The 25,223-nt window shown below is 69.5% G+C and carries 27 protein-coding genes and 1 pseudogene; 10 read left to right on the top strand and 18 right to left on the bottom strand.

Annotated elements, in window-relative coordinates; translation table 11 throughout:
- Positions 1-32: 32 nt before the first annotated feature.
- The 8 genes and pseudogenes from DTQ71_RS19565 (at position 33) to DTQ71_RS19535 (ending at position 6,423) form a co-directional block, all read left to right on the top strand.
- Complete coding sequence (locus DTQ71_RS19565) at positions 33-866, top strand: AAA family ATPase (RefSeq protein WP_109565987.1); 834 nt, start codon at positions 33-35, stop codon at positions 864-866.
- Positions 867-964: 98 nt separating this feature from the next.
- Positions 965-1,180, top strand: a pseudogene (locus DTQ71_RS24980) (GNAT family N-acetyltransferase); the annotation flags it as partial.
- Positions 1,181-1,415: 235 nt separating this feature from the next.
- Positions 1,416-2,036 carry an FkbM family methyltransferase gene (locus tag DTQ71_RS19555; protein WP_109565986.1) on the top strand — a complete coding sequence of 207 codons (621 nt, stop codon included), beginning with the start codon at positions 1,416-1,418 and terminating at the stop codon, positions 2,034-2,036.
- Between the two features lie 75 nt (positions 2,037-2,111).
- On the top strand, positions 2,112-2,564 hold the full coding sequence (locus DTQ71_RS19550; protein WP_109565985.1) for a GNAT family N-acetyltransferase: 453 nt from the start codon (positions 2,112-2,114) through the stop codon (positions 2,562-2,564).
- On the top strand, positions 2,561-3,925 hold the full coding sequence (locus DTQ71_RS19545) for a DUF2927 domain-containing protein (RefSeq protein WP_245947665.1): 1,365 nt from the start codon (positions 2,561-2,563) through the stop codon (positions 3,923-3,925). The genes DTQ71_RS19550 and DTQ71_RS19545 overlap by 4 nt, the downstream gene beginning before the upstream one ends.
- Positions 3,926-4,026: 101 nt before the next feature.
- Positions 4,027-4,188, top strand: a complete 162-nt coding sequence (locus DTQ71_RS23670) for a hypothetical protein (RefSeq protein WP_170125509.1) — start codon at positions 4,027-4,029, stop codon at positions 4,186-4,188.
- Positions 4,189-5,373 carry a vWA domain-containing protein gene (locus DTQ71_RS19540; protein WP_109565984.1) on the top strand — a complete coding sequence of 395 codons (1,185 nt, stop codon included), beginning with the start codon at positions 4,189-4,191 and terminating at the stop codon, positions 5,371-5,373.
- Positions 5,374-5,724: 351 nt separating this feature from the next.
- Positions 5,725-6,423 carry a M48 family metallopeptidase gene (locus DTQ71_RS19535; RefSeq protein ID WP_109565983.1) on the top strand — a complete coding sequence of 233 codons (699 nt, stop codon included), beginning with the start codon at positions 5,725-5,727 and terminating at the stop codon, positions 6,421-6,423.
- A gap of 62 nt (positions 6,424-6,485) precedes the next feature.
- Here the strand turns inward: DTQ71_RS19535 and DTQ71_RS23245 are convergent, their stop codons facing one another.
- Entirely contained in the window at positions 6,486-6,665 is a 180-nt protein-coding gene (locus DTQ71_RS23245; RefSeq protein WP_146204903.1) for a hypothetical protein, read from the bottom strand.
- A 274-nt stretch (positions 6,666-6,939) separates the two neighbouring features.
- Between DTQ71_RS23245 and DTQ71_RS19525 the strand changes: the two genes are divergently transcribed.
- Both DTQ71_RS19525 and DTQ71_RS19520 read left to right on the top strand, forming a co-directional pair.
- A complete protein-coding gene (locus tag DTQ71_RS19525) occupies positions 6,940-7,812 on the top strand; it encodes a PfkB family carbohydrate kinase (RefSeq protein WP_109565981.1) in 873 nt (290 codons plus the stop codon).
- 515 nt (positions 7,813-8,327) lie between these two features.
- Positions 8,328-9,038, top strand: coding sequence for a DUF502 domain-containing protein (locus DTQ71_RS19520; RefSeq protein ID WP_109565980.1), 711 nt, complete (start codon positions 8,328-8,330; stop codon positions 9,036-9,038).
- A 13-nt stretch (positions 9,039-9,051) separates the two neighbouring features.
- Here the strand turns inward: DTQ71_RS19520 and DTQ71_RS19515 are convergent, their stop codons facing one another.
- The 17 genes from DTQ71_RS19515 to DTQ71_RS19435 all read right to left on the bottom strand — a co-directional run bounded on the left by DTQ71_RS19515 (position 9,052) and on the right by DTQ71_RS19435 (position 25,173).
- Positions 9,052-9,651, bottom strand: coding sequence for a rhomboid family intramembrane serine protease (locus DTQ71_RS19515; RefSeq protein ID WP_245947664.1), 600 nt, complete (start codon positions 9,649-9,651; stop codon positions 9,052-9,054).
- A gap of 48 nt (positions 9,652-9,699) precedes the next feature.
- Positions 9,700-10,227 carry a 2,4'-dihydroxyacetophenone dioxygenase family protein gene (locus DTQ71_RS19510; RefSeq protein ID WP_109565979.1) on the bottom strand — a complete coding sequence of 176 codons (528 nt, stop codon included), beginning with the start codon at positions 10,225-10,227 and terminating at the stop codon, positions 9,700-9,702.
- Positions 10,228-10,233: 6 nt separating this feature from the next.
- Positions 10,234-10,950, bottom strand: coding sequence for an SDR family NAD(P)-dependent oxidoreductase (locus DTQ71_RS19505; RefSeq protein ID WP_109565978.1), 717 nt, complete (start codon positions 10,948-10,950; stop codon positions 10,234-10,236).
- Between the two features lie 422 nt (positions 10,951-11,372).
- Positions 11,373-11,642, bottom strand: a complete 270-nt coding sequence (locus DTQ71_RS19500) for a hypothetical protein (RefSeq protein WP_109565977.1) — start codon at positions 11,640-11,642, stop codon at positions 11,373-11,375.
- Positions 11,643-11,828: 186 nt separating this feature from the next.
- On the bottom strand, positions 11,829-13,211 hold the full coding sequence (gene murD / locus DTQ71_RS19495; protein ID WP_109565976.1) for a UDP-N-acetylmuramoyl-L-alanine--D-glutamate ligase: 1,383 nt from the start codon (positions 13,209-13,211) through the stop codon (positions 11,829-11,831).
- Positions 13,208-13,483: a hypothetical protein gene (locus DTQ71_RS19490; RefSeq protein ID WP_109565975.1), complete on the bottom strand. Its 276-nt coding sequence runs from the start codon at positions 13,481-13,483 to the stop codon at positions 13,208-13,210. The genes murD and DTQ71_RS19490 overlap by 4 nt, the downstream gene beginning before the upstream one ends.
- Positions 13,477-14,121 (bottom strand): SDR family NAD(P)-dependent oxidoreductase, encoded by a 645-nt coding sequence (locus DTQ71_RS19485; protein WP_109565974.1) that lies wholly within the window; start codon positions 14,119-14,121, stop codon positions 13,477-13,479. The genes DTQ71_RS19490 and DTQ71_RS19485 overlap by 7 nt, the downstream gene beginning before the upstream one ends.
- A complete protein-coding gene (locus tag DTQ71_RS19480; protein WP_211317163.1) occupies positions 14,118-14,510 on the bottom strand; it encodes an ACT domain-containing protein in 393 nt (130 codons plus the stop codon). Before DTQ71_RS19480 ends, DTQ71_RS19485 begins: the two co-directional genes overlap by 4 nt.
- A complete protein-coding gene (gene mraY, locus DTQ71_RS19475) occupies positions 14,507-15,589 on the bottom strand; it encodes a phospho-N-acetylmuramoyl-pentapeptide-transferase (protein WP_109565973.1) in 1,083 nt (360 codons plus the stop codon). The genes DTQ71_RS19480 and mraY overlap by 4 nt, the downstream gene beginning before the upstream one ends.
- A 4-nt stretch (positions 15,590-15,593) precedes the next feature.
- Positions 15,594-16,970 (bottom strand): UDP-N-acetylmuramoyl-tripeptide--D-alanyl-D-alanine ligase, encoded by a 1,377-nt coding sequence (locus DTQ71_RS19470; protein WP_109565972.1) that lies wholly within the window; start codon positions 16,968-16,970, stop codon positions 15,594-15,596.
- Positions 16,967-18,415, bottom strand: coding sequence for a UDP-N-acetylmuramoyl-L-alanyl-D-glutamate--2,6-diaminopimelate ligase (locus tag DTQ71_RS19465; RefSeq protein WP_109565971.1), 1,449 nt, complete (start codon positions 18,413-18,415; stop codon positions 16,967-16,969). Before DTQ71_RS19465 ends, DTQ71_RS19470 begins: the two co-directional genes overlap by 4 nt.
- Before the next feature lie 68 nt (positions 18,416-18,483).
- Positions 18,484-20,283: a peptidoglycan D,D-transpeptidase FtsI family protein gene (locus DTQ71_RS19460; RefSeq protein WP_109565970.1), complete on the bottom strand. Its 1,800-nt coding sequence runs from the start codon at positions 20,281-20,283 to the stop codon at positions 18,484-18,486.
- Positions 20,280-20,708, bottom strand: coding sequence for a cell division protein FtsL (gene ftsL / locus DTQ71_RS19455; protein WP_174900366.1), 429 nt, complete (start codon positions 20,706-20,708; stop codon positions 20,280-20,282). The genes DTQ71_RS19460 and ftsL overlap by 4 nt, the downstream gene beginning before the upstream one ends.
- Positions 20,709-21,683, bottom strand: a complete 975-nt coding sequence (gene rsmH / locus DTQ71_RS19450; protein ID WP_245947663.1) for a 16S rRNA (cytosine(1402)-N(4))-methyltransferase RsmH — start codon at positions 21,681-21,683, stop codon at positions 20,709-20,711.
- Between the two features lie 14 nt (positions 21,684-21,697).
- Positions 21,698-22,222, bottom strand: coding sequence for a division/cell wall cluster transcriptional repressor MraZ (locus DTQ71_RS19445; RefSeq protein WP_109565968.1), 525 nt, complete (start codon positions 22,220-22,222; stop codon positions 21,698-21,700).
- A 644-nt stretch (positions 22,223-22,866) separates the two neighbouring features.
- Positions 22,867-23,946: an Mrp/NBP35 family ATP-binding protein gene (locus tag DTQ71_RS19440; protein ID WP_109565967.1), complete on the bottom strand. Its 1,080-nt coding sequence runs from the start codon at positions 23,944-23,946 to the stop codon at positions 22,867-22,869.
- Between the two features lie 27 nt (positions 23,947-23,973).
- Positions 23,974-25,173, bottom strand: a complete 1,200-nt coding sequence (locus DTQ71_RS19435; RefSeq protein WP_109565966.1) for an MFS transporter — start codon at positions 25,171-25,173, stop codon at positions 23,974-23,976.
- Between the last annotated feature and the right edge of the window lie 50 nt (positions 25,174-25,223).

Below are 25,223 nucleotides of genomic sequence, written 5' to 3'. Positions count from 1 at the left end.
ACCGTGCCGGATCGGCCACGATGGAGGGACGTATGCGCTTCGAGGGGACCCGCGACTACGTCGCCACCGATGATTTGACCGTGGCCGTGAACGCCGCGATCACACTTGAGCGGCCCCTGCTGGTCAAGGGCGAGCCCGGCACCGGAAAGACTGAACTGGCCCGCCAGGTCGCCGCCGCGCTGGACGCGCCCATGCTGGAATGGGCAGTGAAATCGACCACGCGGGCGCAGCAGGGGCTCTATGAATACGATGCCGTCTCGCGCCTGCGCGACAGTCAGCTGGGCGACGCGCGCGTGCACGACATCTCGAACTACATCCGCAAGGGCAAACTCTGGCAGGCCTTCGAGGCCGACCAGCGCGTGGTCCTGCTGATCGACGAGATCGACAAGGCGGATATCGAGTTTCCGAACGACCTCCTGCAGGAGCTCGACCGGATGGAGTTCCACGTCTACGAGACCGGCGAGACGATCCGCGCGCGGCACCGCCCCATCGTCATCATCACGTCGAACAACGAGAAAGAGCTGCCCGACGCCTTCCTGCGCCGGTGCTTCTTCCACTACATCCGCTTCCCGGACATGGAGACGCTGAAACGCATCGTCGAGGTGCATCATCCGGGCATCCAGGGTGCCCTTCTGACCACGGCGCTGACGCAGTTCTACCAAGTCCGCGAGCAGCAGGGGCTCAAGAAGAAGCCCTCCACCTCCGAGGTGCTGGACTGGCTCAAGCTGCTCCTGGCGGAGGATCTGACGGCGGAGGACCTCAAGAACGGCCCTGCCCTGCCGAAGCTGCACGGCGCGCTGCTGAAGAACGAGGCGGATGTCCACCTGTTCGAGAGGCTGGCCTTCATGGCGCGGGGTCAGCGCTGATCCGGGCGGCCACCGCCGCGGACGCCCCGGCCATCGTGGCCCGTGCCAGGGCGGCCTTTGCCCCTTCCACCGCCCTGATCGGTCGCCCGCCCGCCCCGATGACGGCCGACTATCCCGCGATGATCGCGCACGGGGCCGTCTGGATCGACGCGGCGCTGCGCGGCTTCGTCCTGTTCGATACGCAGGGCGCCGACATCCGCCTCGAGACCGTCGCCACCCACCCGGACCACGCGGGCCGGGGCATCGGGCTCTCCCTCATCGCCTTCTGCGAGGCGGAGGCGGCCCGGCGGCGGGGCGCCCGCGCCGTCCGCCTCTACACCAACGCGGCGATGACCCGGAACCTGACGCTCCCCCCCGTCTCCGCTACCTGCGCGAAGACAAGCGGACAGAGGACGGCTTCTCCCGTGTATTCCTCCGTAAGGACATTCCGCCCCATGACCCCGGATAAACGATCCATTAAGGTTAACGGGCACCCCGTCTCATCTTGCCTCAAATACCTCGGGGTCTGGGGCGGAGCCCCAGTCCGATCTCAGCCGCGAATGCCGTCCCATGTACTTCAAGAAGCACGCCGAATTCACCATCGCGGGCGTCAAGGTCCGCCTGCCCCAGGGAATCAAGGGCCGCATCGGCAGCCATTGGGCCAAGGGCCAGTTCTACGAGCCGGGCCTGCTGGCCCATGTCGGCGCGCAGAACCGACCTGGTACCTATGTCGATGCGGGCATGAACAACGGCAATCACGCGCTCTATTTCGCGCTGTGCTGCCCCTCGCGGCAGGTGATCGGGTTCGAGCCTTACGGCGAATGGGTGCGCCACGCCCACGAACTCTTCCGCATGAACAAGATGACCGAGCATATCCGGATCATGAACTGTGCCCTCGGCGCCGCACCCGGCACCATCGACCTGGACATCAACGGCAAGTGGACGGAATCGCCGGTGATGCGCCTCGACGATCTTGGCCTGACCGACGTGGCGGTGATGAAGATCGACGTGGAGGGCATGGAACGCGCGGTATTACAAGGCGCTGAGGCCACGATCCGGTCGCAGAAGCCGCTGCTCTATATCGAGATCTTCGACGACGTCCTCGACGAGACGACTGCCTATCTCGACGGGCTGGGCTACGACCGGGGGCGGCGCTTCGGCTCGCCCACCTATCTCTTCGCGCCGCGCTGAGCATATCGGCCTTCCTTTCGCCCCAATCGCGACCTAGCCTGCCGCAATAACGACCGGAAACCGGCGAGATCGAGCATGGCAGTGAACAGGATCGCCCTGCGCCCCCCGGCGCGGGCCGACCGGCAGGTATGGGGTGCGCTCTGGCGCGACTATCTCGACTTCTACGAGACGCGCCTCCCCGAGGAGACCTATGACATCGCGTTCGACCGATTGCTGTCGGACGACCCGGCGACCTTCCAGGGCCTGCTGGCCTGGGACGGGTCGGAGGCCCTCGGCCTCGTCCATTGGCTGCACCATCCGCATATGTGGCGGCCCGAGGGCGTCATCTATCTGCAAGATCTGTTCACCGCGCCCGAGGCCCGGGGCCGTGGCATCGCGCGGACCCTGATCGAGGCGGTCTATGCCGCCGCGGACGCGGCCGGGGCGCCGCGGGTCTATTGGCTGACCCAGGCCGAGAACGCGACCGCCCGACGTCTCTACGACCGGATCGGGCGGATGTCCTCCTTCATCAAATACGACCGGCCATGATGCTGCGCGGTCTGATCCTCGCGGGCGCGGTCGCCCTGGCCTCCTGCACACCCGCGGACGCGCCCCCGGTGGCGAGCCGCGCGGGCATCGTCAGTGCCGCGGCCCTGCCCCCCGCCCACCGCTTCACCGGCGTCCCGCAGCGCCCGATCCCGGTGCAGCCCAACGGCCAGCTGGCGCGGGATTTCATGGCGCTCTCCTTCCAGCTGGAGACCGGGCGCCAATTGCCGGTCTTCACCCGCTTCGAAGGCCCGATCACCGTCGGCGTCGAGGGGGAGGCCCCCTCGTCCCTCGATGCCGATCTCGATGCGCTGATCGCGCGGCTCAGGACCGAGGCGCGGATCGACGTCTCGCGGGCGGGGCGCGGCGAGATGCCGTCGATCACCGTCTCCGCCCTGCCCCGCAAGACGCTGCAATCGGTGGTCCCCGGCGCGGCCTGCTTCGTCGTGCCGCGCGTGACCGGCTGGCAGGATTATCTGGACCGCCGCTTCAGCAACGCCGTGGACTGGACCACCCTCAAGACCCGGACCCGCGCCAGCATCTTCCTGCCGGGGGACGTCTCGGCCCAGGAAATCCGCGACTGCCTGCACGAGGAACTGGCCCAGGCGCTCGGCCCGCTCAACGACCTCTACCGGCTGCCCCATTCGGTCTTCAACGACGACAATGTCCATGTCGTTCTGACCAGCTACGACATGATGCTGCTGCGGGCGACCTACGACCCCGCGCTACGCTCCGGCATGAGCCAGGAGGAGATCGCGGCGGTCCTGCCGAAGGTGATGGCCCGGGTGAACCCGGCCGGCCGCCGGCCCGATCGCGCCGCGACGGTCGAGAGTCCGGACGACTGGACCCGCTCCATCCGCGGCGCGCTCTCTCCCGCGGGGTCGAGCCGCAACCGCCTGGCCCAGGCCGAGCGCGCCGTCGCCATCGCCACCGATGCCAGCTGGCGCGACTCGCGCCTGCCCTTCGCGCAGCTTGCGCTGGGCCGGGCGGCGCTGTCGACGGATGCCGACCGCGCCATCGCGGCCTTCCTCGCCGCGGGCACCGGCTTCCGCCGTCTCTATGGCGACGGCATCCACGCGGCCCATGTGGCGGTGCAGCTCGCCGCCTTCGCGCTGACCGCGGGTCAGCCCGAGTCCACCCTGCGCATCGTCGACCGCGCCCTCCCCGCCGCGCGCGACGCGCAGAACGCCGGGATCACCTCCACACTGCTCATGATCCGCAGCCAGGCACTTGCGATGCGGGGCGCGGCCGAGCTTTCGCAGGAGGTCCGCAGCGAGGCGATTTCCTGGGGCCGCTACGCCTGGGGCGACCGGGTGCTGGCCCGCCGTCTGGCCGAGATCGACGCGCTCAGCCCGGCGAGCTAGGCGGCGCAGCGGGCGCACGGGCCTCGATGGGGAGGGCACTGGCTCGACAAGGCAGAGCGCCCCATCTTGCCCCGCCGCCCCGCCGCCTCTAGGTGAGCGCCATGCTGCCTCTCATCACCGCCGCCGCCGGCGCCATCGCGGGCGCCCTCTATGTCCGCCGCAAGAACGGCAATGGCTTCGACATGGCGCAATACGCCGCCGTCTGGGCCGTGATCGGAGGCCTCTTGGGCCTTCTGGCGATCGTCCTGCTGACGCGGGTCTAGATGTTCCTCCGCTTTTTCGAGACATTGCGCGCCGCGGGCGTTCCGGTCTCATTGCGGGAGCATCTGGCCTTTCTCGAAGGGATGGCCGCAGGCCTCGCGACCTATGACGTCGAGGCGTTCTACTACCTCGCCCGCACCGCTCTGGTGAAGGACGAGCGCCATATCGACCGCTTCGACCGCGCCTTCGCCACGGCCTTCGAGGGGCTGGAACAGGTCTCCCTGCAACAGGTGCTGGAGGCGATGGACCTGCCCGCCGACTGGCTGGAGAAGCAGGCCGAGAAGCATCTGACCCCCGAAGAGCGCGCCGAGATCGAGGCGCTGGGCGGCTTCGACAAGCTGATGGAGACCCTGCGTCAGCGCCTCTCCGAGCAGCAGGGTCGCCACCAGGGCGGCTCCAAATGGATCGGAACCGCCGGAACCAGCCCCTTCGGCGCCTATGGCTACAACCCCGAAGGCGTGCGCATCGGCCAGCACGAGTCTCGCCACAAGCGGGCGGTGAAGGTCTGGGACAAGCGCGAGTTCCGCAATCTCGACGACGGGGTCGAGCTGGGCACCCGCAACATCAAGGTGGCGCTCAAACGCCTGCGGGCCTGGGCCCGCGACGGCGCCGCGGAAGAGCTGGACCTGGACGGCACCATCCGTTCGACCGCCAAGGCGGGATACCTGGACGTCAAGACCCGGCCCGAGCGGCGCAACGCGGTGAAGGTGCTGCTCTTCCTCGACGTGGGCGGCTCGATGGACCCGCATGTGAAAGTCGTGGAGGAGCTCTTCTCCGCCGCCCGCGCCGAGTTCCGCACGCTGGAGCATTTCTACTTCCACAACTGCCTCTACGAGGGCGTCTGGCGCGACAACCGCCGCCGCTGGAACGCGGTGACGCCGACGCGCGAGGTGCTCAACACCTACGGCCCCGACTACCGCTGCATCTTCGTGGGCGATGCGTCGATGTCGCCTTACGAGATCGCCTACCCCGGCGGCGCCAACGAGCATTGGAACGAGGAGGCGGGACAGGTCTGGCTGGCACGCGCACGGGAGCAATGGGCCTCGAACCTCTGGATCAACCCGATGCCCCGGGCACATTGGCGTCACACCCATTCGATCCGCATGATCCAGGAAATCTTCGAGGATCGGATGGTCCCGATGACGCTGGAGGGACTGACGGAAGGGATGAAGCTCCTCACGCGGTAACATGGCACGATTCTGGAGATAGATGGCAGGCGGCAGCCCCTCGGAAACCGCCCGCGGGAGCGCCGTCGGAGAGGCCATGTCCCAAGGGGCGGCCTCGGTCATCCTGTCTCTCCGGTCTCAGTCTATCTTGCCGAAATCATGTCATCCCCCGCGACAGACATGCCGTGATACGCCCCGGGAATTTGGAGCGGCACGGAACCGGCCTCTGGATCGATGGAGGTTGATCGCATGGGCGCGCATCCCCAGTCCTGCGGGTCGTTTCGCGGGCCGCACTGAGGCACCGGCGCAGCGGCCGCGGCGAATTCGCCGCGCACCCTACACGCGGGGCCGACCCGCTCCCATATTCCGCCCATGCTCAAGCTCCCCGCCCTTCTCCTGACCATCGGCTATGGCGTCGTGCTCTGGTTCTTTTCGGCCTGGCGTCTGAAGCGCCAGATGGACGCCACCGCGACCCCGCTCGCCGATCCGGAGCTGGAGCGGGAATTCGCGAAGATGGCGCGCGTTTTGGACGTGGAGCGCATCCGCGTCCACGTCCACGAGGTGGACCCCGTCAACGGCCTCGCCGCGCCCGATGGGCGCATCTTCATCACCCGAGGCTTTCTGCGGAAGTTTCACGCCGGGGAGGTCTCGGCCCCCGAGATGGCCAGCGTCGTCGCCCATGAGCTGGGCCATGTCGCGCTGGGGCACGCAAGGCGGCGGCTGATCGACTTCAGCGGCCAGAACGCGATCCGCGTGGTGCTCTCGGGCATGCTGGGCCGGGTCGTCCCCGGGGTTGGCCCCTATCTCGCCAATGTCCTGGCCTCGCTCGTCGCCGCGCGCCTGTCGCGGCAGGATGAATACGAGGCCGATGCCTATGCCAGCGCGCTGCTGGTCAAGGCGGGCATCGGCACGGCGCCGCAAAAGACACTGTTCGGCAAGCTCTCGAAACTGACCGGGATGGGTGGAGTGGGGATGCCGGCCTGGCTGATGAGCCATCCGAAGACAGAGGAACGCATCGCCGCCATCGAGACCCTGGAGGCGCGCTGGGGCATCGAAGGCCCGCCGCGCTGAAGCCCATCCACCGCGCCCTCGCGGCCGGGACAAGGGCGCGCGCCAGGCTCCCGGATGCGGGTTTAGCCGAGATCGCGTAGCGCCGCGACCTCCTGCGCGAGGGCGCGGTGCAGCAGATCGATTTCCCGGGCCTTCTCACGCAGGTCCGCCGGCTCGTCCAGCATCGACAGCTCTTCCTCGGCCTCGGCGATCCGGTCATGCAGCGCGACCAGGTTGAGCTGGCCCTGCTCGGTTCGCGCCATGTCCTCTGCGGTCGCGGCCGGACGGCGAAAGGGCCGCAACGGATCCAACCCCGATGACCGGATATTTCCATTGCGGCCCAAGAACCTGTCCCATTCGCCCGCCATCCCGCACCCATCTGCCGCGTCGATCCAGGGAAGAGATTGCCGCGACGGTGGCCGGGCCGACAGGGGCATTCGTTTGATAATTGTTAGGCTGACGTAACGACAGCTCCAGCAGGCCCGCAGCGCCGGGCCGATCTGGACGAAACGCCCCGCGCCGTGGCACAGCGGCGCAATGACCCGCCCCGACCTTCTCTGCATCGGCTCCGTCCTGTGGGACGTGATCGGCCGTTCGACCGCGCATATGACCCAAGGCTCCGACCGCCCGGGGCGGATCACCCGGCTGCCCGGCGGGGTGGCGCTGAACATCGCGATGGCGGCCAAGGCTTATGGCATGACGCCCGCGCTGCTGTCGGTGGTGGGACGCGATCCGGCCGGGGAAGAGTTGGTCGCGGCGCTGGATCACATGGGGCTGGTGACGCGGACGCTCTACCGCTCGGACGACCTGCCGACGGATGTCTACATGGCCGTCGAGGGCGGGAATGGCCTGATCGCGGCCATCGCCGACGCCCATTCGCTGGAGGCGGTGGGGGACAAGATCCTCCGCCCGCTGCAAGACGAGCTTCAGGGCTGGGAGGGGCCCGTCGCGCTGGACGGGAACCTCACCGCGGACCTGTTGGCGCAGATTGCGCAGGATCCGCGCTTTGCCGCGACGGATCTGCGCGTCGCGCCCGCCTCGCCGGGCAAGGCGGAGCGGCTCTTGCCCTTCCTCACTCACAGCTCGGCCACGCTCTATGTCAACCTGGAGGAGGCGGGGCTGCTGCTGCACCGCGCACAGACCGACGCCGCCGAGGCGGCGCAGGCGCTGCGCGCGCGGGGCCTGCACCGGGCGCTGGTGACGGATGGACCGCGCCTCGCGGCCTGCGCCCATGCCGATGGCGTGGAGGCGCACCACCCGCCCGACGTGATGGTCACGCGAGTCACCGGCGCGGGCGACACGTTCATGGCCGCCCATATCGCCGCCGAGCGCGAAGGTGCCGGGCCGGAGGCCGCGCTCCGCCGCGCCGTCGACGCGGCGGCGACCTATGTGTCGGGCGACACGTACTGACCGGCCGCGCTCGAGATCCGGCCTCGGCAACCATGCCATAGGGAGACCGGACGCCCCCCCGTGACCCCGTCCTGAGCGAGGCCTGCCTCTGCGTCATGACCGGATAGGCAGAGCACGCGCCGAGGCGCCCTCTCGTCCCACACCTCACAGTCTGGCCCGGCGGGCGCCGCGGCGATGTCTCCCCGACGGCCCCCTGAGCGCCGGCGACAGAGAAGTAGACCGCTGCCCCCTGTGCGTCTCCCGGAGGGGCGGGCGCGATCAGCAGAACGAAGCAACGCGCCCCGCATCCGGGTCGGTTCGGATGAAGCACCCGACCCGTCTCGCCCTGCCCATCGCCACGCAATCGGACGCTCTGCCGATGCCGTGCCGGCGCCTGAGACAGACCCGTCCGCCTTGCCGAAAAACAGGGCACCTGCCTCACGATCTGGCGCTTGCCCGACCGCCCCGCCCGCTCCGCGCTTGTTCCCGTGCCCCCTGCCGCTTATGTCGGATCCGACGAATGACCGGACGGCCCCATGCAGCTTGGAGACGACCATCCCCCCCGAGTCCAGCGGCCGGGCCTGCTGACCCGGATCAGGAACAATTTCCTGACCGGCCTGGTGGTGATCGCCCCCATCGGCCTTACCACATGGCTGATCTGGACTGTGATCGGCTGGTTCGACAGCTGGGTCCTGCCCTTCGTGCCGCAGGGCTACCGCCCGGATATCTGGCTGCTCCAGCGCTTCGGGTTGGAGGTCAATATCCGCGGCATCGGGGTCGCGTTCTTCCTGCTCTTCACCCTGGTCGTCGGTTGGGTCGTCAAGGGCTATATCGGCCGCTCGATCCTTCGCTGGGGCGAGAACCTGGTGCAGAAGACACCGGTGATCCGCTCGGTCTATGGCGGTCTCAAGCAGATCGCCGAGACGATCCTCAGCCAGGATCAGCAAAGCTTCGAGCGCGCCTGCCTTGTCGAATATCCGCGCAAGGGGATCTGGGCCATCGCCTTTATCTCGACCACGGCCAAGGGCGAGATCGCGGCGCGGGCCGCCGTGCCGATGATGTCGGTGTTCCTGCCGACCACGCCGAACCCAACCTCCGGCTTCCTGCTCTTCGTCCCCGAGGAGGACGTCGTCCTGCTCGACATGTCGGTCGAGGACGCGGCGAAGCTCGTGATCTCGGCCGGGCTGGTCTATCCCGGCAACAAGCCCGCCGACGAAGCCCCCGACGGCGCGATCCTGGTCCGCTGAGGCGAGGCCCGGCCTAGCGCCGCTCCACCCGCCGCAGCCGTGGCGCATGCACATGGGTGCGGATGGCCAGCGCCGCCGCGACCCCCGCCAGAGCCCCGAAGAGGTGGGCCTCCCAGGAAATGCCGGGCTGTTCGGGCAGCACGCTCCAAAACATCGCGCCGTATAGAAACCCGACGATACCGGTGACCGTCAGCGTGACCGGGGAGCGATCCACCAGCCCGCGCGCCATCAGAAAGCCGAGCCAGCCAAAGACCAGCCCGGACGCACCGATATGGATCGCCGTGCTGCCCAGCAGCCAGACCAGCGCCCCGCCCAAGCCCACGATCACCACATTCACCGTCAGCAGCGCCCGCGTCGCCGTCGCCGCCAAAAGCGCCCCCATCACCAGAAGCGGCGGCGTATTCGCCGACAGATGCGCCATGCTTCCATGCAGCAATGGCATCGCCGCGATCCCGTCCAGCCCGGCCAGTTCGCGCGGGATCAGCCCGAAGGCCGGGTTCAGGCGATAGCCCAGCACCAAGTTCAGGCCCTGGATCGCCCAAAGCGCCGCCACGAAGCCGCCCAGGGCCAGCAGGCGGCGCAGCAAGACCTGCATGGAGTCCGGTCCGGTCATCTAGGGGCCGCCCGCGATCGGACGGCTGGACGCTGTTGCGCTGTCATCTCAGCGCACAAACCGGTCGACATAGTCGGCCCCCAGTCCGACGGACGCATAGTGCTTGCGGCACATCTCGATCTTGGTGAAGACATCCTCATAGCCCATCGTCTTCCCCCACGGATCGACATAAAGCATCACCCCGTTCACCTGGAACATCGTGATCATCTCGTCGACATCGTCGGGGACAACCAGCGTATGCGTCTCGCCCGGGCTCTCCATCACGTAGGATCCGGCCTCGGCAGTCCAGTCATGCTCCAGATAGTGCCAGCGGCCCTTGAGCACGAAGCCATGCACCGGCTGCGGATGGCGGTGGCGGGACAGGACGCCCGATTGCCGCACCCGCAGCAGGTTCATCCAATAGCCCTGGGAGCGGTTGAGGCAGAGCGGCCGGAAGCTGACCGTCTCGGTCTGCGGCACCCAGATACGCTCATCCTCCGGGATCGCGTCGGGGATCACGATCTCGGGCAGCGCATCCTGCGGAAAGGGCAGCTGGTAGGGGGTGCGTTCGTCGGCGTCGGGGGTCTCTAGGGGCATCGGTCCTCACATCGCGGCATAGCCGCCATCCACGGGATAGACGCTTCCGGTCACGAAGGAAGCGTCGTCGGAGAGAAGCCAGGCGGCCAGCGCGCCGACCTCTGCGGGCCGGCCCCAACGCGCCTGGGGCGTGCGGGCCAGGATCGGCTCCGCGCGGGCCGCGTCGGCGCGCAGCGGCGCCGTCATCTCGGTCTCGATCCAGCCGGGGGCCATGGCGTTGACGCGAATGCCCTCGGCCGCCCAGGCAACGGCCAGCGCCTTGGTCAACTGCGCCACGCCGCCCTTGGAGGCGGAATAGGCGGGCACCAGGGGGCCGCCGAAATAGCTCAGCATCGAGGCCGTGGTGACGATGGCGCCCCCGGACGCGGCCAGCAGAGGGCGGGCCGCCACGCAGCAGCGCATGGTGCCGGTCAGGTTCACGTCGATGACTTTCTCGAAGGTTTCGATCTCGAACTCCGCCCCCCGCGCGATCATGCCCGCGCAACAGACCAGCCCGTCGAGCCGGTCCAGCGCGGCGAAAAGCCCGGCCACCGCCGCCCCGTCCGTCACGTCGAGCGCGGCCGTCCGCGCACGGGGCTCCGCCGCCGCGAAGCCTGCCGCTTCCGCTTCGGACAGCCCCGTCGCGAGCACGTCCCAGCCGCGGTCGAGCAAGGCCGCGGCGACCCCCGCGCCGATCCCGCTGGTGCCGCCGATGACGACGGCCTGTGGGGTCCTGTCCGCCATGTGCTCCTCCCGCCGCGACGATGCGCTGCCGGACGGTCCGGATCAAGCGCGCGCAATGCGGGGGCCTCCGATCCGAGGCCGCTGAGCCAATCGCCGCGCGTCCCGGGAAGGACGCGACATGGGTGGCGCAGGGAGCGACCGAGGGACCGCCCGCCCCTCATCCGTAGGCCCTCTCCGGTGGGTCCGGCCGGGGGGCGGAGGCTGAATTGGGCTCCCGTCAGGCCAAGTGACGGAAAGGGGGGCCAACTGGACCCGCTCTTGCCCCGGATATGCGCGGCCTGATGCGCAGTGACCGCCGGGGGATCAGGGCCGTTCCTGTCCCGCGCTCCGGGGCCTGGGGGATGCACCGGAGGACGCGGCGCGCCCCTGCACGCCGCAGCCGTCCTCGCAGCCACCGTCCAGACGCGCTACGAGGCCCGAACCTAGCCTTCGGATGCCTCCGACGGCTGCTGCACCTCTCCGTCATGAACATGCGCAATCAACGTCTGAAGGTGCTCCGGCAGCTTCGTGACATCGAGCACGACCTTGCCGTCATGGGCCGCGACGATCTGCTCGGGGTCGATGCGGATGTCGCCATAGCCTTCGATACTGACCCATAGGTGATCGGGCAGGATCTCCCGGACGGCGCCGAGACCGACGTCGCCCTCGGCGGTGAAGACCTCATCCTCGACACGGATGTTGGAAAGGGGCATGGCATCCTCCTGATCTGCTGTCTGTCCATTCTGCCACGGCTCAGGGCCGATGGGCAGCCGCCCTGCGCGCCCGTCCCTCCTTCTTCTGGCCAAAAATACTCCGGGGGGAGTCGGCTTTGCCGACGGGGGGCAGAGCCCCCCTCCCCCGCTTCCGTGGCGTGCCTCCGCCAGGATCAGGGGGCCGGCTCAATCCAGAGCCGCGACCCGGGCGGCGAAATCCTCGCCGCGCCGCTCGAAGCTGTCATATTGGTCGAAGCTGGCCGCCGCAGGGGCCAGTAGCACCGTCTCGCCCGGCTGCGCGTCCCGCGCGGCGGCAGCGACCGCGGTCGCCATGTCGCCGCAGACTTCGACCTCCACGCCCTGACCCAGGCCCAGCGCGAAGCCCGCGGCCTCCCGTCCGATCACATAGGCCTTGGCGACGCAGGACAGGTGGGGATGCAGCGCCTCCAGCCCGCCCTCCTTCTGCAAACCGCCGCAGATCCAGCGGATCCGCTCGAAAGCCTGGAGCGCCTGCACCGCCGCGTCGACATTCGTCGCCTTCGAGTCGTTGACATAGGCCACGCCCGCCCGCTCCGCGATCCGCTGGGACCGGTGAGGCAGGCCAGGATAGGAGCGCAGCCCCGCCTCGATCTCCCGCGGCCCCAAACCCAGGCTGCGCGCGGCAGCCCAGGCGCAGCAGGCGTTTTGATGGTTGTGTTTGCCGGGCAGGCCCGCGATGTCGCGCAGATCTACCGAAGCGACCTGCCGTCCCTTGCGGGTCTCCGCCAGCCAGCCCTTGCGCGCCGTCACCGTCCAGCCCGGGCCTTCCAGCTTCCCCGACGCGACCCGGATCACCCGGTCGTCCACCGCGGCCTCCTGAAGCTGGTTGGCGAGGAACAGCCCCTCGTTCTCGTCCACCCCGATCACAGCGCGGTCCGGCCCGCCCTCGGCGAAAAGCCGGCGCTTGGCCGCGAAATAGCCGCCGAAGCCCGCATGCCGGTCCAGGTGGTCGGGCGAGAGGTTGGTGAAGACCGCCACGTCGGGCGTCAGCGAGCGTGCGAGTTCGGTCTGGTAGCTCGACAGCTCCAGCACGATGATCTCGTCCTCCTCCGGGGGGTCCAGATCCAGCACGCCACGCCCGATATTGCCCGCCAGATGCGCCCGCTTGCCCGCCTCGACCAGGATGTGATGCAGCAGCGCCGACGTGGTCGACTTGCCGTTGGAGCCGGTGATGGCGACGACGCGCGGGGCGCTGTCGTCCCAACCCAGCGAGCGGAAGAACAGGCCGACATCGTTGTCGACCGCAACGCCCGCGCGCCACGCGGCGGCGATGGCCGGGTGCGGCGCGGGGTAGAGATGCGGGATGCCCGGGCTGGTGATCAGCGTCGCGACGCCGTCCAGCGCGCCGGGCTTGGAAAGCTCCCGCAGGGTGAAGCCCTCGGCCTCCGCCGCCTCCCGCCCCTTGGCGCCGTCATCCCAGGCGATCACCTCGGCGCCGCCGGCGCGGAGCGCACGCGCCGCGGTCAAGCCGGAGCGGCCCAGGCCCAGCACCGCAATGGTGGCCCCCTCATAGCCTCGGACGGGAATCATTCGGCAACCTCGCATGTCTCAATGAACCAGAGCGCCGACGCCGCGCGCAAATCGGAGGCATCCGGCGGCGCGACCCGCGCCTCGGGACGGGTGCCGCAGGCCTCCGGGCGCGCGGCGAGCCAGGCCTCGGCATCGCCATGGCCCCGCAGGATCGGCCCGGCCATCACCGCCACGGCCGCGACGCAGGCCAAGGCGCCCCAGCGCGCCGCCCGCACGTTAAGCGCGACCGGCGGCCCCTCGCGGGCGATGAGCGGGTTGCGCAGCTTCACCATGGGATCGGCCTCCGGTCGCGGAAAAAGCCTCCCGTTGGCCCGTCCGGCGGCAAGGTGGCGAGCCAGACAGCGGCGCCGGCGGCCTGTTCGGGGGAACGGTTGGCGCCCGGCCCGCCCATGCGCGTTCGCACCCATCCCGGGCACATCGCGTTGATCTTGACGCCCTCCGGGGCCTCTTCCGCGGCGCGGACCGTCAGCGCGTTCAGCGCGGCCTTGGCCGGGCCATAGGCGCCGCCGCCGCCCAGCCCTTCGTCGAAGCTGCCCCAGCCCGAGGAGACGTTCACGACCCGGCCCTCCGGCCCCATCCCGGGGACCAGCGCGCGCATCAGGCGGAAGGGTGCCCGCACCATCACGGCGAAGCTCTCGTCAAAATGGCCGGGATCGTCCCACAGCCCCTCCTCCCAGAGGACGCCTGCGTTATTGACCAGCACATCGACCGGCCCCGCCGCCGCGAGCCCAGCCTCGATGGAAGCGTCCGAGGCGAGGTCCATCTCGACCAACCGGCAGCCGATCTCCTGCGCCGCCGCCTCTCCGCCGGAGCGGGCGGCGAGGCAAACATCCATCCCCTCGGCGTGCAGCGCGCGCGCGATGGCCAGGCCGATGCCGCGATTTCCACCGGTCACGAGCGCCGTCGTCATGCCCTCTCCTCTCGGGCGCGCGCCCGGAGCAGGGCCAGGGCGCGATCCGCCATGTCCTCGGGCACGAAGAGGTGGTCGTGATGGTGCCCAGCCACGACATTGCACGGGATCTCGGCCCCGGCGAGCACCGTCGCCACCGCCGCCGTCAGCCCGACCCCGTCCAGCGCCGAATTCACCCTGAGCTCGATCCAGGCCATGCGCGGCCCCTCTGCGAAAGGCAGCGCGCCATCGGGCAGGATCAGCGACAGCCCCTCGCCTTCGCGCATGGTGGCGATGGCCCGCGCGACCAGATCCGGCCGATCCTCGGGACAGGTGACGAAGACCCAGGCCCCGGGATGGCGGTGCGGGTTCATCTCCGCGATCATCGCGGTTCCGGTGACGCGGCTCATCGGACCTTGAGCGATGCGAGCCCGATCAGCGCCAGGATCAGCGCGATGATCCAGAAGCGGATCACCACCTGCGGCTCGGCCCAGCCCTTCTTTTCGAAATGGTGGTGGATCGGCGCCATCAGGAAGACGCGCTTGCCGGTCGCCTTGAAGTAGAGGACCTGGACGATGACCGACACGGCCTCCAGCACGAAGACGCCGCCGATGATGGCCCAGACGAGTTCATGCTTGGTGACGACGGCAGCCGTGCCGAGCGCGCCGCCCAGGGCCAGCGACCCGGTATCGCCCATGAAGACGGCGGCGGGCGGCGCGTTATACCACAGAAAGCCCAAACCGCCCCCGATCAGCCCGGCGGCGAAGATCAGAAGCTCTCCGGTGCCGGGGACGTAATGCACCTCCAGATAGTCGGTGAAGTCGACCCGGCCGACCGCATAGGCGATCACGCCCAGCGTTCCGGCGGCGATCATCACCGGCATGATCGCCAGCCCGTCCAGCCCGTCCGTCAGATTCACCGCATTGGCCGAGCCCACGATCACCAGCATCACGAAGGGCAGATAGAGCAGCCCCATATTCCACAGCGCGTCCTTGAAGAGCGGAAAGGCCAGCGCCCGCTCCAACTCCGGCGGGTGGGCCCAGATCGCGACCAGCCCGGCGATGGCGGCGATGACGAAGCCCAAGGCCAGCCGGACCCGGCCCGGGACGCCTTTGGTGTTGCCCGCCGAGACCTTGGCATAGTCGTCGATGAAGCCGATCGCGCCGAAGCTGATCGTCACGCCCAGGATGAGCCAGACATAGGGGTTGTCGAGCCGCGCGAAGAGCAGCGTTGAGACCGTCACCGCCCCGAGGATCAGCACCCCGCCCATGGTCGGCGTGCCCGCCTTGGCGAAATGCGTCTCGGGTCCGTCCGCACGGATCGGCTGGCCCTTGCCCTGACGCTTGCGCAGCAGGTCGATGAGCGGTCGGCCGAAGATGAACCCGAAGACCAGGGCCACGAAGAAGGCCCCGCCCGCCCGGACGGTGATGTAGCGGAAGAGGTTAAAGAAATCCCCCCCGTCCGAGAAAGTCGTCAGCCAATAGAGCATGTCATCACTCCTGACGCGCCAAGGCGCGCAGGCCGTCCACCAGGACGGCCATCTTCATCGAAAGAGACCCCTTGACCAGCACCGCGTCGCCCGGCGCCACGATCTCCCGCAGGCTGGCGGCCAGCGCCTCCGACGTGTCGGCATGGCGGCCGCGCAGGGCGGGCGGGAGGGCGTCGTGGAGATGCCGCATCACCGGGCCGACCGTGTGGACGGTGTCGAGCGCGCCCATCGCCGGGTGCTCCGCGAGCGCGGCGTGCAGGTCCGGGCCGGTCGGCCCAAGTTCCTTCATGTCGCCCAGGATGGCGATCCGGCGCGCCTGCCGCGGCACTTCGGTGCCGGCCAGGAGGGCCAGCGCCGCCCCGACCGAGGCCGGGTTCGCGTTATAGGCGTCGTCGATCAGATCGAGCGGCGGCGCCTCGCGGTCCAGCATCACCGCGTGGCGGCGGCCGCGCCCATCGGGCGGTGCCCAGTTCGCCAGGGCGATGGCGGCGCGCGCCACATCCGCCCCTGCGTGATGCACCGCCGCCAGAACCGACAGCGCGTTGAGCGCGAAATGGGCCCCCGGCGCGCCGATGCGATAGGCGACCTCGCCCAGCGGCGTCTCCGCCCGGCAGGAGGTGCCGTCGGGCTGCGCCTCGACCTGGAGCAGACGCCAATCGGCGGGACCGGTCCCGAAGGACACATTGCCCCGCTCCGCCAGGATCGGCGCGGTTTCCACATCGGCGTTGTAGATCGCGACGCCGTCCAGCCCGAGCCCGGTGAAGATCGCGGCCTTCTCGCGGGCGATCCCCTCGATGCCGTCGTCGAAGGCCTCCAGGTGAACGGGGGCAACGATCGTGACCATGGCGACATGCGGCGCGGCCATCTCGGCCAGGGGAGCGATCTCGCCGGGATGGTTCATGCCAATCTCGACGACCGCATAGTCGGCCTCGGGCGGAATGGCGGCCAGCGTCAGCGGCACGCCCCAATGGTTGTTGAAGCTCTTGATGGCGGCATGGACCTGGCCTTGGGGCGCCAGGACGTGGCGCAGCATCTCCTTGGTGGAGGTTTTCCCGACGCTTCCGGTGACGGCGATAACGCGGGCGCGGCTGCGGGCGCGCCCGGCGCGGCCGAGATCCTCCAAGGCGCGCTGGACGTCCTCCACCAGCAAAAGCGGCGCGTCCTCGCAGCCCTCCGGCACGCGGGAGACCAGCGCGGCCCCCGCCCCGGCAGCGATGGCCTGGCCGACGAAATCGTGCCCGTCCCGCGCGGCCTTCAGCGCGACGAACAGCTCTCCGGGGCGGAGTGTGCGGGTGTCGATGCTGAGCCCTGTGACGGACCAGTCACCCCGAGTCTCGCCCCCGGTGGCCGCCGCCGCCTCCGCCGCCGTCCAGAGCGTCATGCCCGCCCCTCCAGCGCGGCGACCGAAATCGAGGCCTGCTCCACATCGTCGAAGGGAAGCACCATATCGCCCACCGTCTGCCCGGTCTCGTGCCCCTTGCCCATCACCAGGAGCGCGTCGCCCGCCTCCAGCATGTCGACGCCCCGCAGGATCGCCTCGGCCCGGTCGCCCACCTCGACCGCCTCGGGCGCGCCAGCCAGAACGGCAGCGCGGATCGCGGCGGGGTCCTCGGAGCGCGGATTGTCATCGGTTACGATGACGGCGTCGGCGTGTTCCTGTGCCGCCGCGCCCATCAGCGGCCGCTTGCCCCGGTCCCGGTCGCCGCCGGCGCCGACGATGGCGACGATCCGGCCCATGACATGCGGGCGCAGCGCCCTGAGCGCGGTCGCCACCGCGTCGGGCGTGTGGGCGTAATCGACGAAGACGGCGGCGCCGCTGTCCCGCGTCGCGGCCAGCTGCATCCGCCCGCGCACGCCCATGAGCTTGGGCAGGGCGGCGAAGACCGCCTCGGGCTCCTCCCCCGCACCGATCACCAACCCCGCCGCCAGCAGCGCGTTCGCCGCCTGGAACCCGCCGATGAGGCCCAGCCGGGCCGAAGAGGCGGCCCCCTGCCAACGGAACAAGACTTCCTGCCCCGTCGCGTCGAAACGCTGGCCGGTCAGGCGCAGCCGCGCCTGCTCCGCCCGGCCGACGCCGATCACCTCCTGCCCGCGCCCCTCGCAGCGGGCGGCCAATTCCAGCCCGTAAGGGTCGTCGATATTGACAACGGCCACGCCCTCCCCCGGCAAGAGCCGATCGAAGAGTCCCGCCTTGGCCTCGAAATAGGCCTCCATCGTGCCGTGATAATCCAGATGGTCCTGGGTCAGGTTGGTAAAGCCGGCGGCGGCCAGCCGCACCGCCTCCAGCCGCCGCTGGTCGAGCCCGTGGGACGACGCCTCCATCGCCGCATGGGTCACGCCATGCTCGGCCATCTCCGCCAGCAGGGCGTGCAGCGTGATCGGCTCGGGCGTGGTGTGAAGCGCCGGCGCGTGGAAGGCGCCCTCCACCCCCGTCGTGCCGAGATTGGCGGCTTGCAGGCCCAGCGCTTCCCAGATCTGGCGGGTGAAGCTGGCCACGCTGGTCTTGCCGTTGGTGCCGGTGACGGCGACCATGGTCTCGGGCTGACGGCCCGCCATCAGCGCGGCGGCGAAGGCGAGCGCGGCGCGGGGCTCCTCGACGACGACCATCGGCGTGCCCTCGGGCAACATCGCGGCCCCGGCCCGGTCCGTCAGCACCGCCACGGCCCCGCGCGCCAAGGCGTCGGCCGCGAAGCGCGCGCCATGCACATTGGTTCCGGGCAGTGCGGCAAACAGGTCGCCGGGACGCACCAGACGGTTATCGACGGCAAGGCCCGACACGCTCAGTCCGTCCGGCCCCGCCAGCCCCAATTCGGAGAGAGTCCTCATCCAACGCCCCCCACTCTTGCGCAGATGCCTCGGCCTGTCCCCTTAGACCGGCCGGCCCGCCTCGTCCATCAGCGCCGCGCCATCTGTGTCAGATATGCACCGAAATCGTCCTTGGCCGGATCGAAATCCGGCCGTACGCCGAGCAGGGGCGCGACCCGCCGCACGATCTCGGACGCGACCGGCACGGCGGTCCAGCCGGCGGTGCGCCGATCCTCTCCGGCGGCGCGGATCTCTGGCTCGTCCAGGGTCACGATCAGCACGTATTTCGGGTCATGGGCTGGGAAGACCGAGGCGAAGGTGGCGATCACCTTATCCTCCCAGTAGCCGCCCGTATGTTTCGGCTTGTCCGCCGTCCCGGTTTTGCCGCCGACATGGTAGCCCGGCACCTCGCCCATGGAGGCCGTTCCATCGGTGACGACCCGGCGCAGCATGTGCCGCGACTCGGCGGAGACGCGGGCAGACACGATGCGCGGGCCGAGGGGCGGCGGCGTCTCCTGCGCCATCAGGGTCGGCGTCACCCGGGTTCCGCCATTGAGAACCGAGGCATAGCCCACCGCCAAATGCAGCGGCGAGGTCGAGAGACCGTGCCCGTAGCTGACGGTCATGGTGGTGATGTCGGGCCAACGCTCGGGCACGATGGGACGCCCGGACGCCGCTTCGACCATCTCCAGGGGAGTGGGCTCGAAAAAGCCGAGGCTCTCCAGGAAGGCTTTCTGCCGGGTCGCCCCGATATCGAGCGCCATGCGTGCGGTCCCGACATTCGACGAGTGCCGGATCACGTCCGCGACCGACAGCTGCGGCCCGTAATTGCGGAAGTCGCGAATGCTGTGCCGACCCTGGCGCAGCGGCCCGCGCGTGTCGATCATCGTGCCCGCATTGGTCAGCCCCAGTTCCAGCGACTGCGCCGTGGTGAAGATCTTGAAGGTGGAGCCCAACTCGTAGACACCCTGCACGGCGCGGTTGAAGAGCGGGCTGTCGGCCGGATCGCCCTCGGTCGCCGGGCGCGGGCGGGAGTTCGGGTCGAAATCCGGCAGGGAGGCGAGGGAAATGACCTCGCCCGTCTTGATGTCCATCAGGATCGCGGCGGCGCCCTTGGCGTTCATCAGCTTCATGCCGCCATCGAGCACATGCTCCACCGCGGCCTGGATCGGCAGGTCGAGCGAGAGACGCAGCGGAGCGCCCTCCTGCGCGGGGTCGGAGAGATAGGCGTCGAAGGTCTTTTCCACCCCGGCCACGCCCACGATCTCGGCCGCGCGCACGTCCTGCGCGCCATAGCGGGCGCCGCCCAGGACATGGGCGGCGAGCGGGCCGTTGGGATAGAGCCGCATCTCCCGGCTGCCGAACAGCAGCCCCGGCTCGCCCAGATCGTGGACCGCCTGCTGCTGCTCGGGCGAGATATTCCCCTTGAGCCAGAAGAACTTGGAGCCGGAGGTAAAGCGCCGGGCCCAGGTCTCCGCGTCCATGTCGGGGAAGATCCGCGCAAGCCCCTCGGCGGCGGCGACCGGGTCCAGCATCTTGTGGGGCTGCGCGTAGAGCGCGGTGGCGGTCACATTGGTCGCAAGCACCCGCCCCTCGCGGTCGGTGATATCGGCGCGGGCGTTGACGATGGTCGCGCCGGAGAGCGATCCGGTCGACGGCTCCCGCGCCTCGGAGGCGGCGATGGCGCCCATCTTCACCGCGACGGTGGCGAAGCCCATCACAAAACACGCGGCGGTGAATTTGAGCCGCCGTTCGGCGCGCAGGCGCACCTTTTCCGGGTTCTCGCGGGGAGCCTGCGCCACCGGCGCGGGCGCGGCGCGGGGCACGCGGGTCGGAACCGGCTGAAACGGGTCGGTCGGCTCCGGGCGTGGGCGGCGGCGGAAGATCATGGCAACTGCTCCCCATCGTCGGCCAGGGTGGGCGGCGCGATCACGCGGGGCTGGGTGTCGGCGCCATAGCGGTGGTTCATGATGATGACGTCCGAGAAATCCTCGGCCGCGACCACCGGCGCTTCGGCCACCAGCACCGGCAGCGGATAGCCGACCTGTTCGATCAGTGCGAAGTGGTCGGAGGAGAGCGGCATCAGTTCAAGCCGCTCGAAATTCATCTCCGCCAGGGCCTGCAACCGGTCGGGGCGGTTGAGATAGGCCCATTCGGCGCGCAGCATCGACAGCTCCTGATGGCGCTGACCGATCTCACGCTCCAATTGGGCGACGGCCTTTTCGGTGGCGCGCGTCTCATAGCCCTCGTGATAGGCCCAAACGCCCAGAAGGACGACGATCACCGTGGACACCGTATAGATGAATCCGCGCATTCAGGACCTCCGGGGCAGCGTGATTTCAGGGAGCCCCAGGTCGCGGCGGGCGACCGGAGCGGCGGGAGCATCGGTGCGCCGCGCCAGCCGCAGGCGGGCGGAGCGGGCGCGGGGATTGGCGGCGATCTCGGCCTCGGACGGGGAGATCGCCTTGCCGTGGAGCACGAAGGCCGGCTCGCGGGCCGCGCGCTCCGGCAGGTGGCGGGAGCCGCCGCCCCCGGTGTCGGAGCGGGCGGCGAGGAAGCGTTTGACCGCGCGGTCCTCGACCGAATGGAAGGTGACGACGGCCAGCCAGCCGCCCGGGGCCAGCGCCCGCTCGGCCGCTTGCAGCCCCTCGGCCAGCTCGCCGAACTCGTCGTTGACGGCGATGCGGATCGCCTGGAACGCGCGGGTGGCCGGGTGGCTCTGCCCCGGCTTCGAACGCGGCAGGTTGGCGACGACGGTCTCGGCCAGCTGCGCGGTCGTGGTATAGGGCGTGGTGGCGCGCTCGCGGACGATGGCCCGAGCGATGCGCCGGGCGGCGCGCTCCTCTCCGTAGCGGTGGAGGATGTCGGACAGCAGGCCCTCGGGCGCCTGGTTGACGATGTCGGCGGCGGTCGGCCCCTCGTCCCCCATGCGCATGTCGAGCGGTCCGTCCTTCATGAAGCTGAATCCTCTCTCGGCCCGGTCGAGCTGCATCGAGCTCACACCGAGATCGAGTACCACCCCGTCGACTCCCGTGGCGACCTCGTCCATGCGCGAGAAGATGGTCTTCACGGTAACGAGTCGTTCGCGCCACACCGCGCCCCACTCCGCCGCCATTTCGTGGGCCAACGGGTCGCGGTCGAGACCGATCACCCGGTCGGCTCCGGCTTCGAGCAACGCGCGCGTATAGCCGCCGGCGCCCATGGTGGCGTCGATCCAAGTCCCGTGAGGCGTGCCGACCGCGTCGAGGATCGGTTGCAGAAGAACAGGAACATGCGGGGCGGCGGCCATATTCGAGCCCCCCATCACTCGCCCGGCCGCGGCCCCGGCGCCGGCGGCCGCGGCCGGTCGGGCAGCAAGGCGAAAGGCGACGTGCCAGCGGGGCGCGTCGACATCTGCTGCGCCAGGCGGCTGACAGCGGGCTTGGGCACGTCGGGCGAGTAGATGCGGAAGCGGTCGCCGCGCCCGCCGAAGATCATCTCGCCTTCCAGGCCGGCGGCGTCGCGCAAATGTTTGGGCATGGTGATGCGGTGCGTGTCGTCCAGTCGGAGCTCTTCCACGTTCTCATATAGGAACTCTTCCAGCGCCTCGCGATCGGGGTCGCCGGGATGCATGGCGCGGACCTGTTCGGTCATCTCCTGCATGCCGCGGACGGTCATGCAGGTCAGGAACGGCTCGCCGTCCCAATGGGCGATATAGACCGTGGCGTTGCGCTCGGGGCCGCAATTCGGATCAGCGGCCTCAAGGGCGCGACGGAATCCAGGCGGGACGGAGACCCGCCCCTTCCCGTCGACTTTGACGTGGTGCTTGCCTCTGAAGAGGTCGTCCACCGTGCCGTCTTCCTTTCGCCCCGCGTACCCCGCGCGAAATGTGGTGCCCTGGAAACGGGAACGGCGATCCGGGGTCTGCCAACCCGGACCGCCGCCCTGCCCCTATCGTTGGGCTGCCTCCTCACGCGTCACCTGGGGGGGATGAATGTGCGCGTCCGCGAGAAGGGTCTTCATCGTCTGGAGATGTGAGAGTGCCTGTATGTCCTGCCCATTTTTGGTTGCCGGATCGGGGTCGTTTGGCGCCCCTGTGATCCCTCATCTTCCGTGCACCTTTCCTGCCAGAAGCAGATTGGGCTGAATACCCTAAAAATGGGATGGACCGGCAAAATCTTATCCACAGAATGTGGAAAACCGGTGGATATCCCCCAGAAGACACAAGATGTAGTGCTCTATTAAGAGAAATTAAGAACTTATAGATGCCCAAGAATGCCCAATATCCTTCCATCGTGACGCGCCGCGTGGCGCAAGGATCACACCGAAGGCCGCAGTCGGACACCGCACGAAAATTGGGCCAACCGCGCAACAGCGCGGCAGCCTGCGACCTCCTCCCTGAAAAGAGGATAATTTTCTGATACTTGTTGGGAATCCGCGCGCCTGAGCGAATCACAGGATCGTGATTCGCCCCGCGCAGGCGCCGTGAAGGCTCAAGCGAGGTCGCGCGCGACCAGGTCTCGGGCCAGATCGGCAAAGGCGTCGGCAACAACGCCCTCGCCCGCAGCCACCGGGCGGCCCGCGTCTCCCGCGAGCCGGGTGTCGAGATCGATGGGCAGCGCGCCCAGGAACGGCAGGCCCAACCGCTCCGCCTCGGCCTTGACGCCCCCATGACCGAAGACATGGGCTTCGTGTCCACAGTTCGGGCAGTGGAAGAGGCTCATGTTCTCGATCAGTCCGACGATGGGCGTCTTCAGCGTCGCGAACATGTCGAGCGCCTTGCGCGCATCGAGCAGCGCCACGTCCTGCGGCGTCGACACGACGATGGCCCCGTCCACCACCGCCTTGGTGCAGAGCGTCAGCTGCACATCGCCCGTGCCGGGCGGCAGATCGACGATCAGCACGTCCAGCGGGGCGCCCCCGGTGTGATGCGTCCAGGCCACCTGGCCCAACATCTGCTGGAGCGCCCCCATCAGCATCGGCCCCCGCCAAACCACCGCCTTGTCGGGGTCCAGCATCAGACCGATGGACATCAGCGTGACGTCATGGGCGATCAGCGGGTGGATCGTCTTGCCGTCGGGCGAGGCGGGCCGCTTATTGGCGCCCATCATGCGCGGCTGGCTCGGCCCGTAAATGTCGGCATCGAGCAGCCCGACTTTGCGGCCCTGCCGCGCCAGCGCCACGGCGAGGTTAGCGGAAACGGTAGACTTGCCCACGCCGCCCTTGCCCGAGGCCACTGCGATCACCCGCTTGACCCCGGCGACGCGGGCCGGGCCCTCCTGCGGCTTGGGGTGGCCGCCGATCTTGAGCGAGGGCGGCTGCTTGGTCTCGGTCGGCGCCGACAGCACGACCTGCACACGGCCCACGCCGGGCAGGCGGGCGACGGCGGCCTCGGCGGCCTTGCGGATCGGCTCCATCTGGCGCGCGATCTCCGGCGCGGGCGCCTCGATCACGAAGCTGACCGAATCGCCCGAAACAGTCACGGCGCGCACCATGTCCTTCGAGACCAGATCCCCGCCCACCGGCAGCGAAATGCGCGAAAGGGCCGCCATAATGTCGTCGCGCGTTGCCATGAGTGTCCCCCCGTTTGTCTGCGGGGGCTACGTGGGCCGCCCGCTCCGGGAAGGCAAGACCATCGCCGCAGTGACCGCCCCTCCGGCCAGCCCCGCCCCGACCAGGACCGCCGGTAGCCCGAACAGTCCCGCCAACCAGCCCAGCCCGCCGGAGCCGAGCGCGACCGCCCCGATCCCGACGACGACCCAAAGCGACATCACGCGCCCGCGCAGATCGTCGGGCAGTTCCATCTGCACCATCGCCTGGAGCGTCACGCCGCAGAAGGTCGAAGAGAACCCCGCGAGCGCGGTCCAGACCATCGCGGCCCACCACGCCTCGACGAGGCCCAGAGGGGCCAGGCCCAGCACGCCGATCACCAGGATCACCCGCATCAGGCCAGGCACGCCGTCGCGCACCTGCCCGTGGCCGGCCGTCTTGGCCAGCGCGGCCAGCAGCGCCCCCGCCCCGGCCGAGGCGGTCAGGAGCCCTAGGCCCTCGGCCCCGCGGCCGTGGATGCCCTCGGCCATGACCGGCAGCAATTCGAGATAGCCGCGCACCAGCACCGCCATGACCGCCGTCAGCACGATCGCCTGCCGCGCGACGGGCGTGACCCAGATGAAGCGCGCCGCGTCCCGCAAGCCCTCGCGGATCGACCCCCGCGTGCCGGTGACGGGCAGCGGCCGCGGAGCCATCCACCGCACCGCCACCAGCATCGGGACATAAAGCGCGGCCGCAGCCCAGAGCGTCGCCACCGGACCCACACTGGCCAGGGCCAGCCCCGCCAGGGCCGGCGCCACCAGCCGCGCGAGATTGAAGTTGAGCGCCGTCAGCGCCACGACGCTCTGCACCTCGCCTACCGGAACCAGCCGGGGGGCCAGCGACATACGCACCGGGTGATGGGCCGAAGACACCACCCCGATCGCCAGCGCCAAGGTCACGAGCATCGCCTGGCTCAGACCCGGACCGCCCGCCAGGAGCGCCGCCACCACCATGAGCATCGCCATCGCCCCCGAGGTCGTGCGGATCGCCCGACGGATGTCGGTCCGATCGACCAGCACTCCGAAGACCGGCCCCGAGATCAGCATCGGCGCCAGCGTCAGCGCGGCGACCAGCCCGACGAAGGCGGCCGATCCCGATGCCTCCCAGGCGAGCCAGCCCAGCGTGACGCGCTGCGCCCAGAGCGCTTGGACGAGAGGGACGGCGGCGAGGAAATAGGCCCGGAAGCCGGGATGAGAAAAAGCGGACATGCGTCTAGACGTCTTGCCTCAACGTAAAGTTCCCTGCCGGGCCATGCACA

The organism is Jannaschia seohaensis, from assembly GCF_900116765.1.
Taxonomy (GTDB): domain Bacteria; phylum Pseudomonadota; class Alphaproteobacteria; order Rhodobacterales; family Rhodobacteraceae; genus Jannaschia; species Jannaschia seohaensis.
This window is presented reverse-complemented; position numbering and strand designations above follow the sequence as displayed.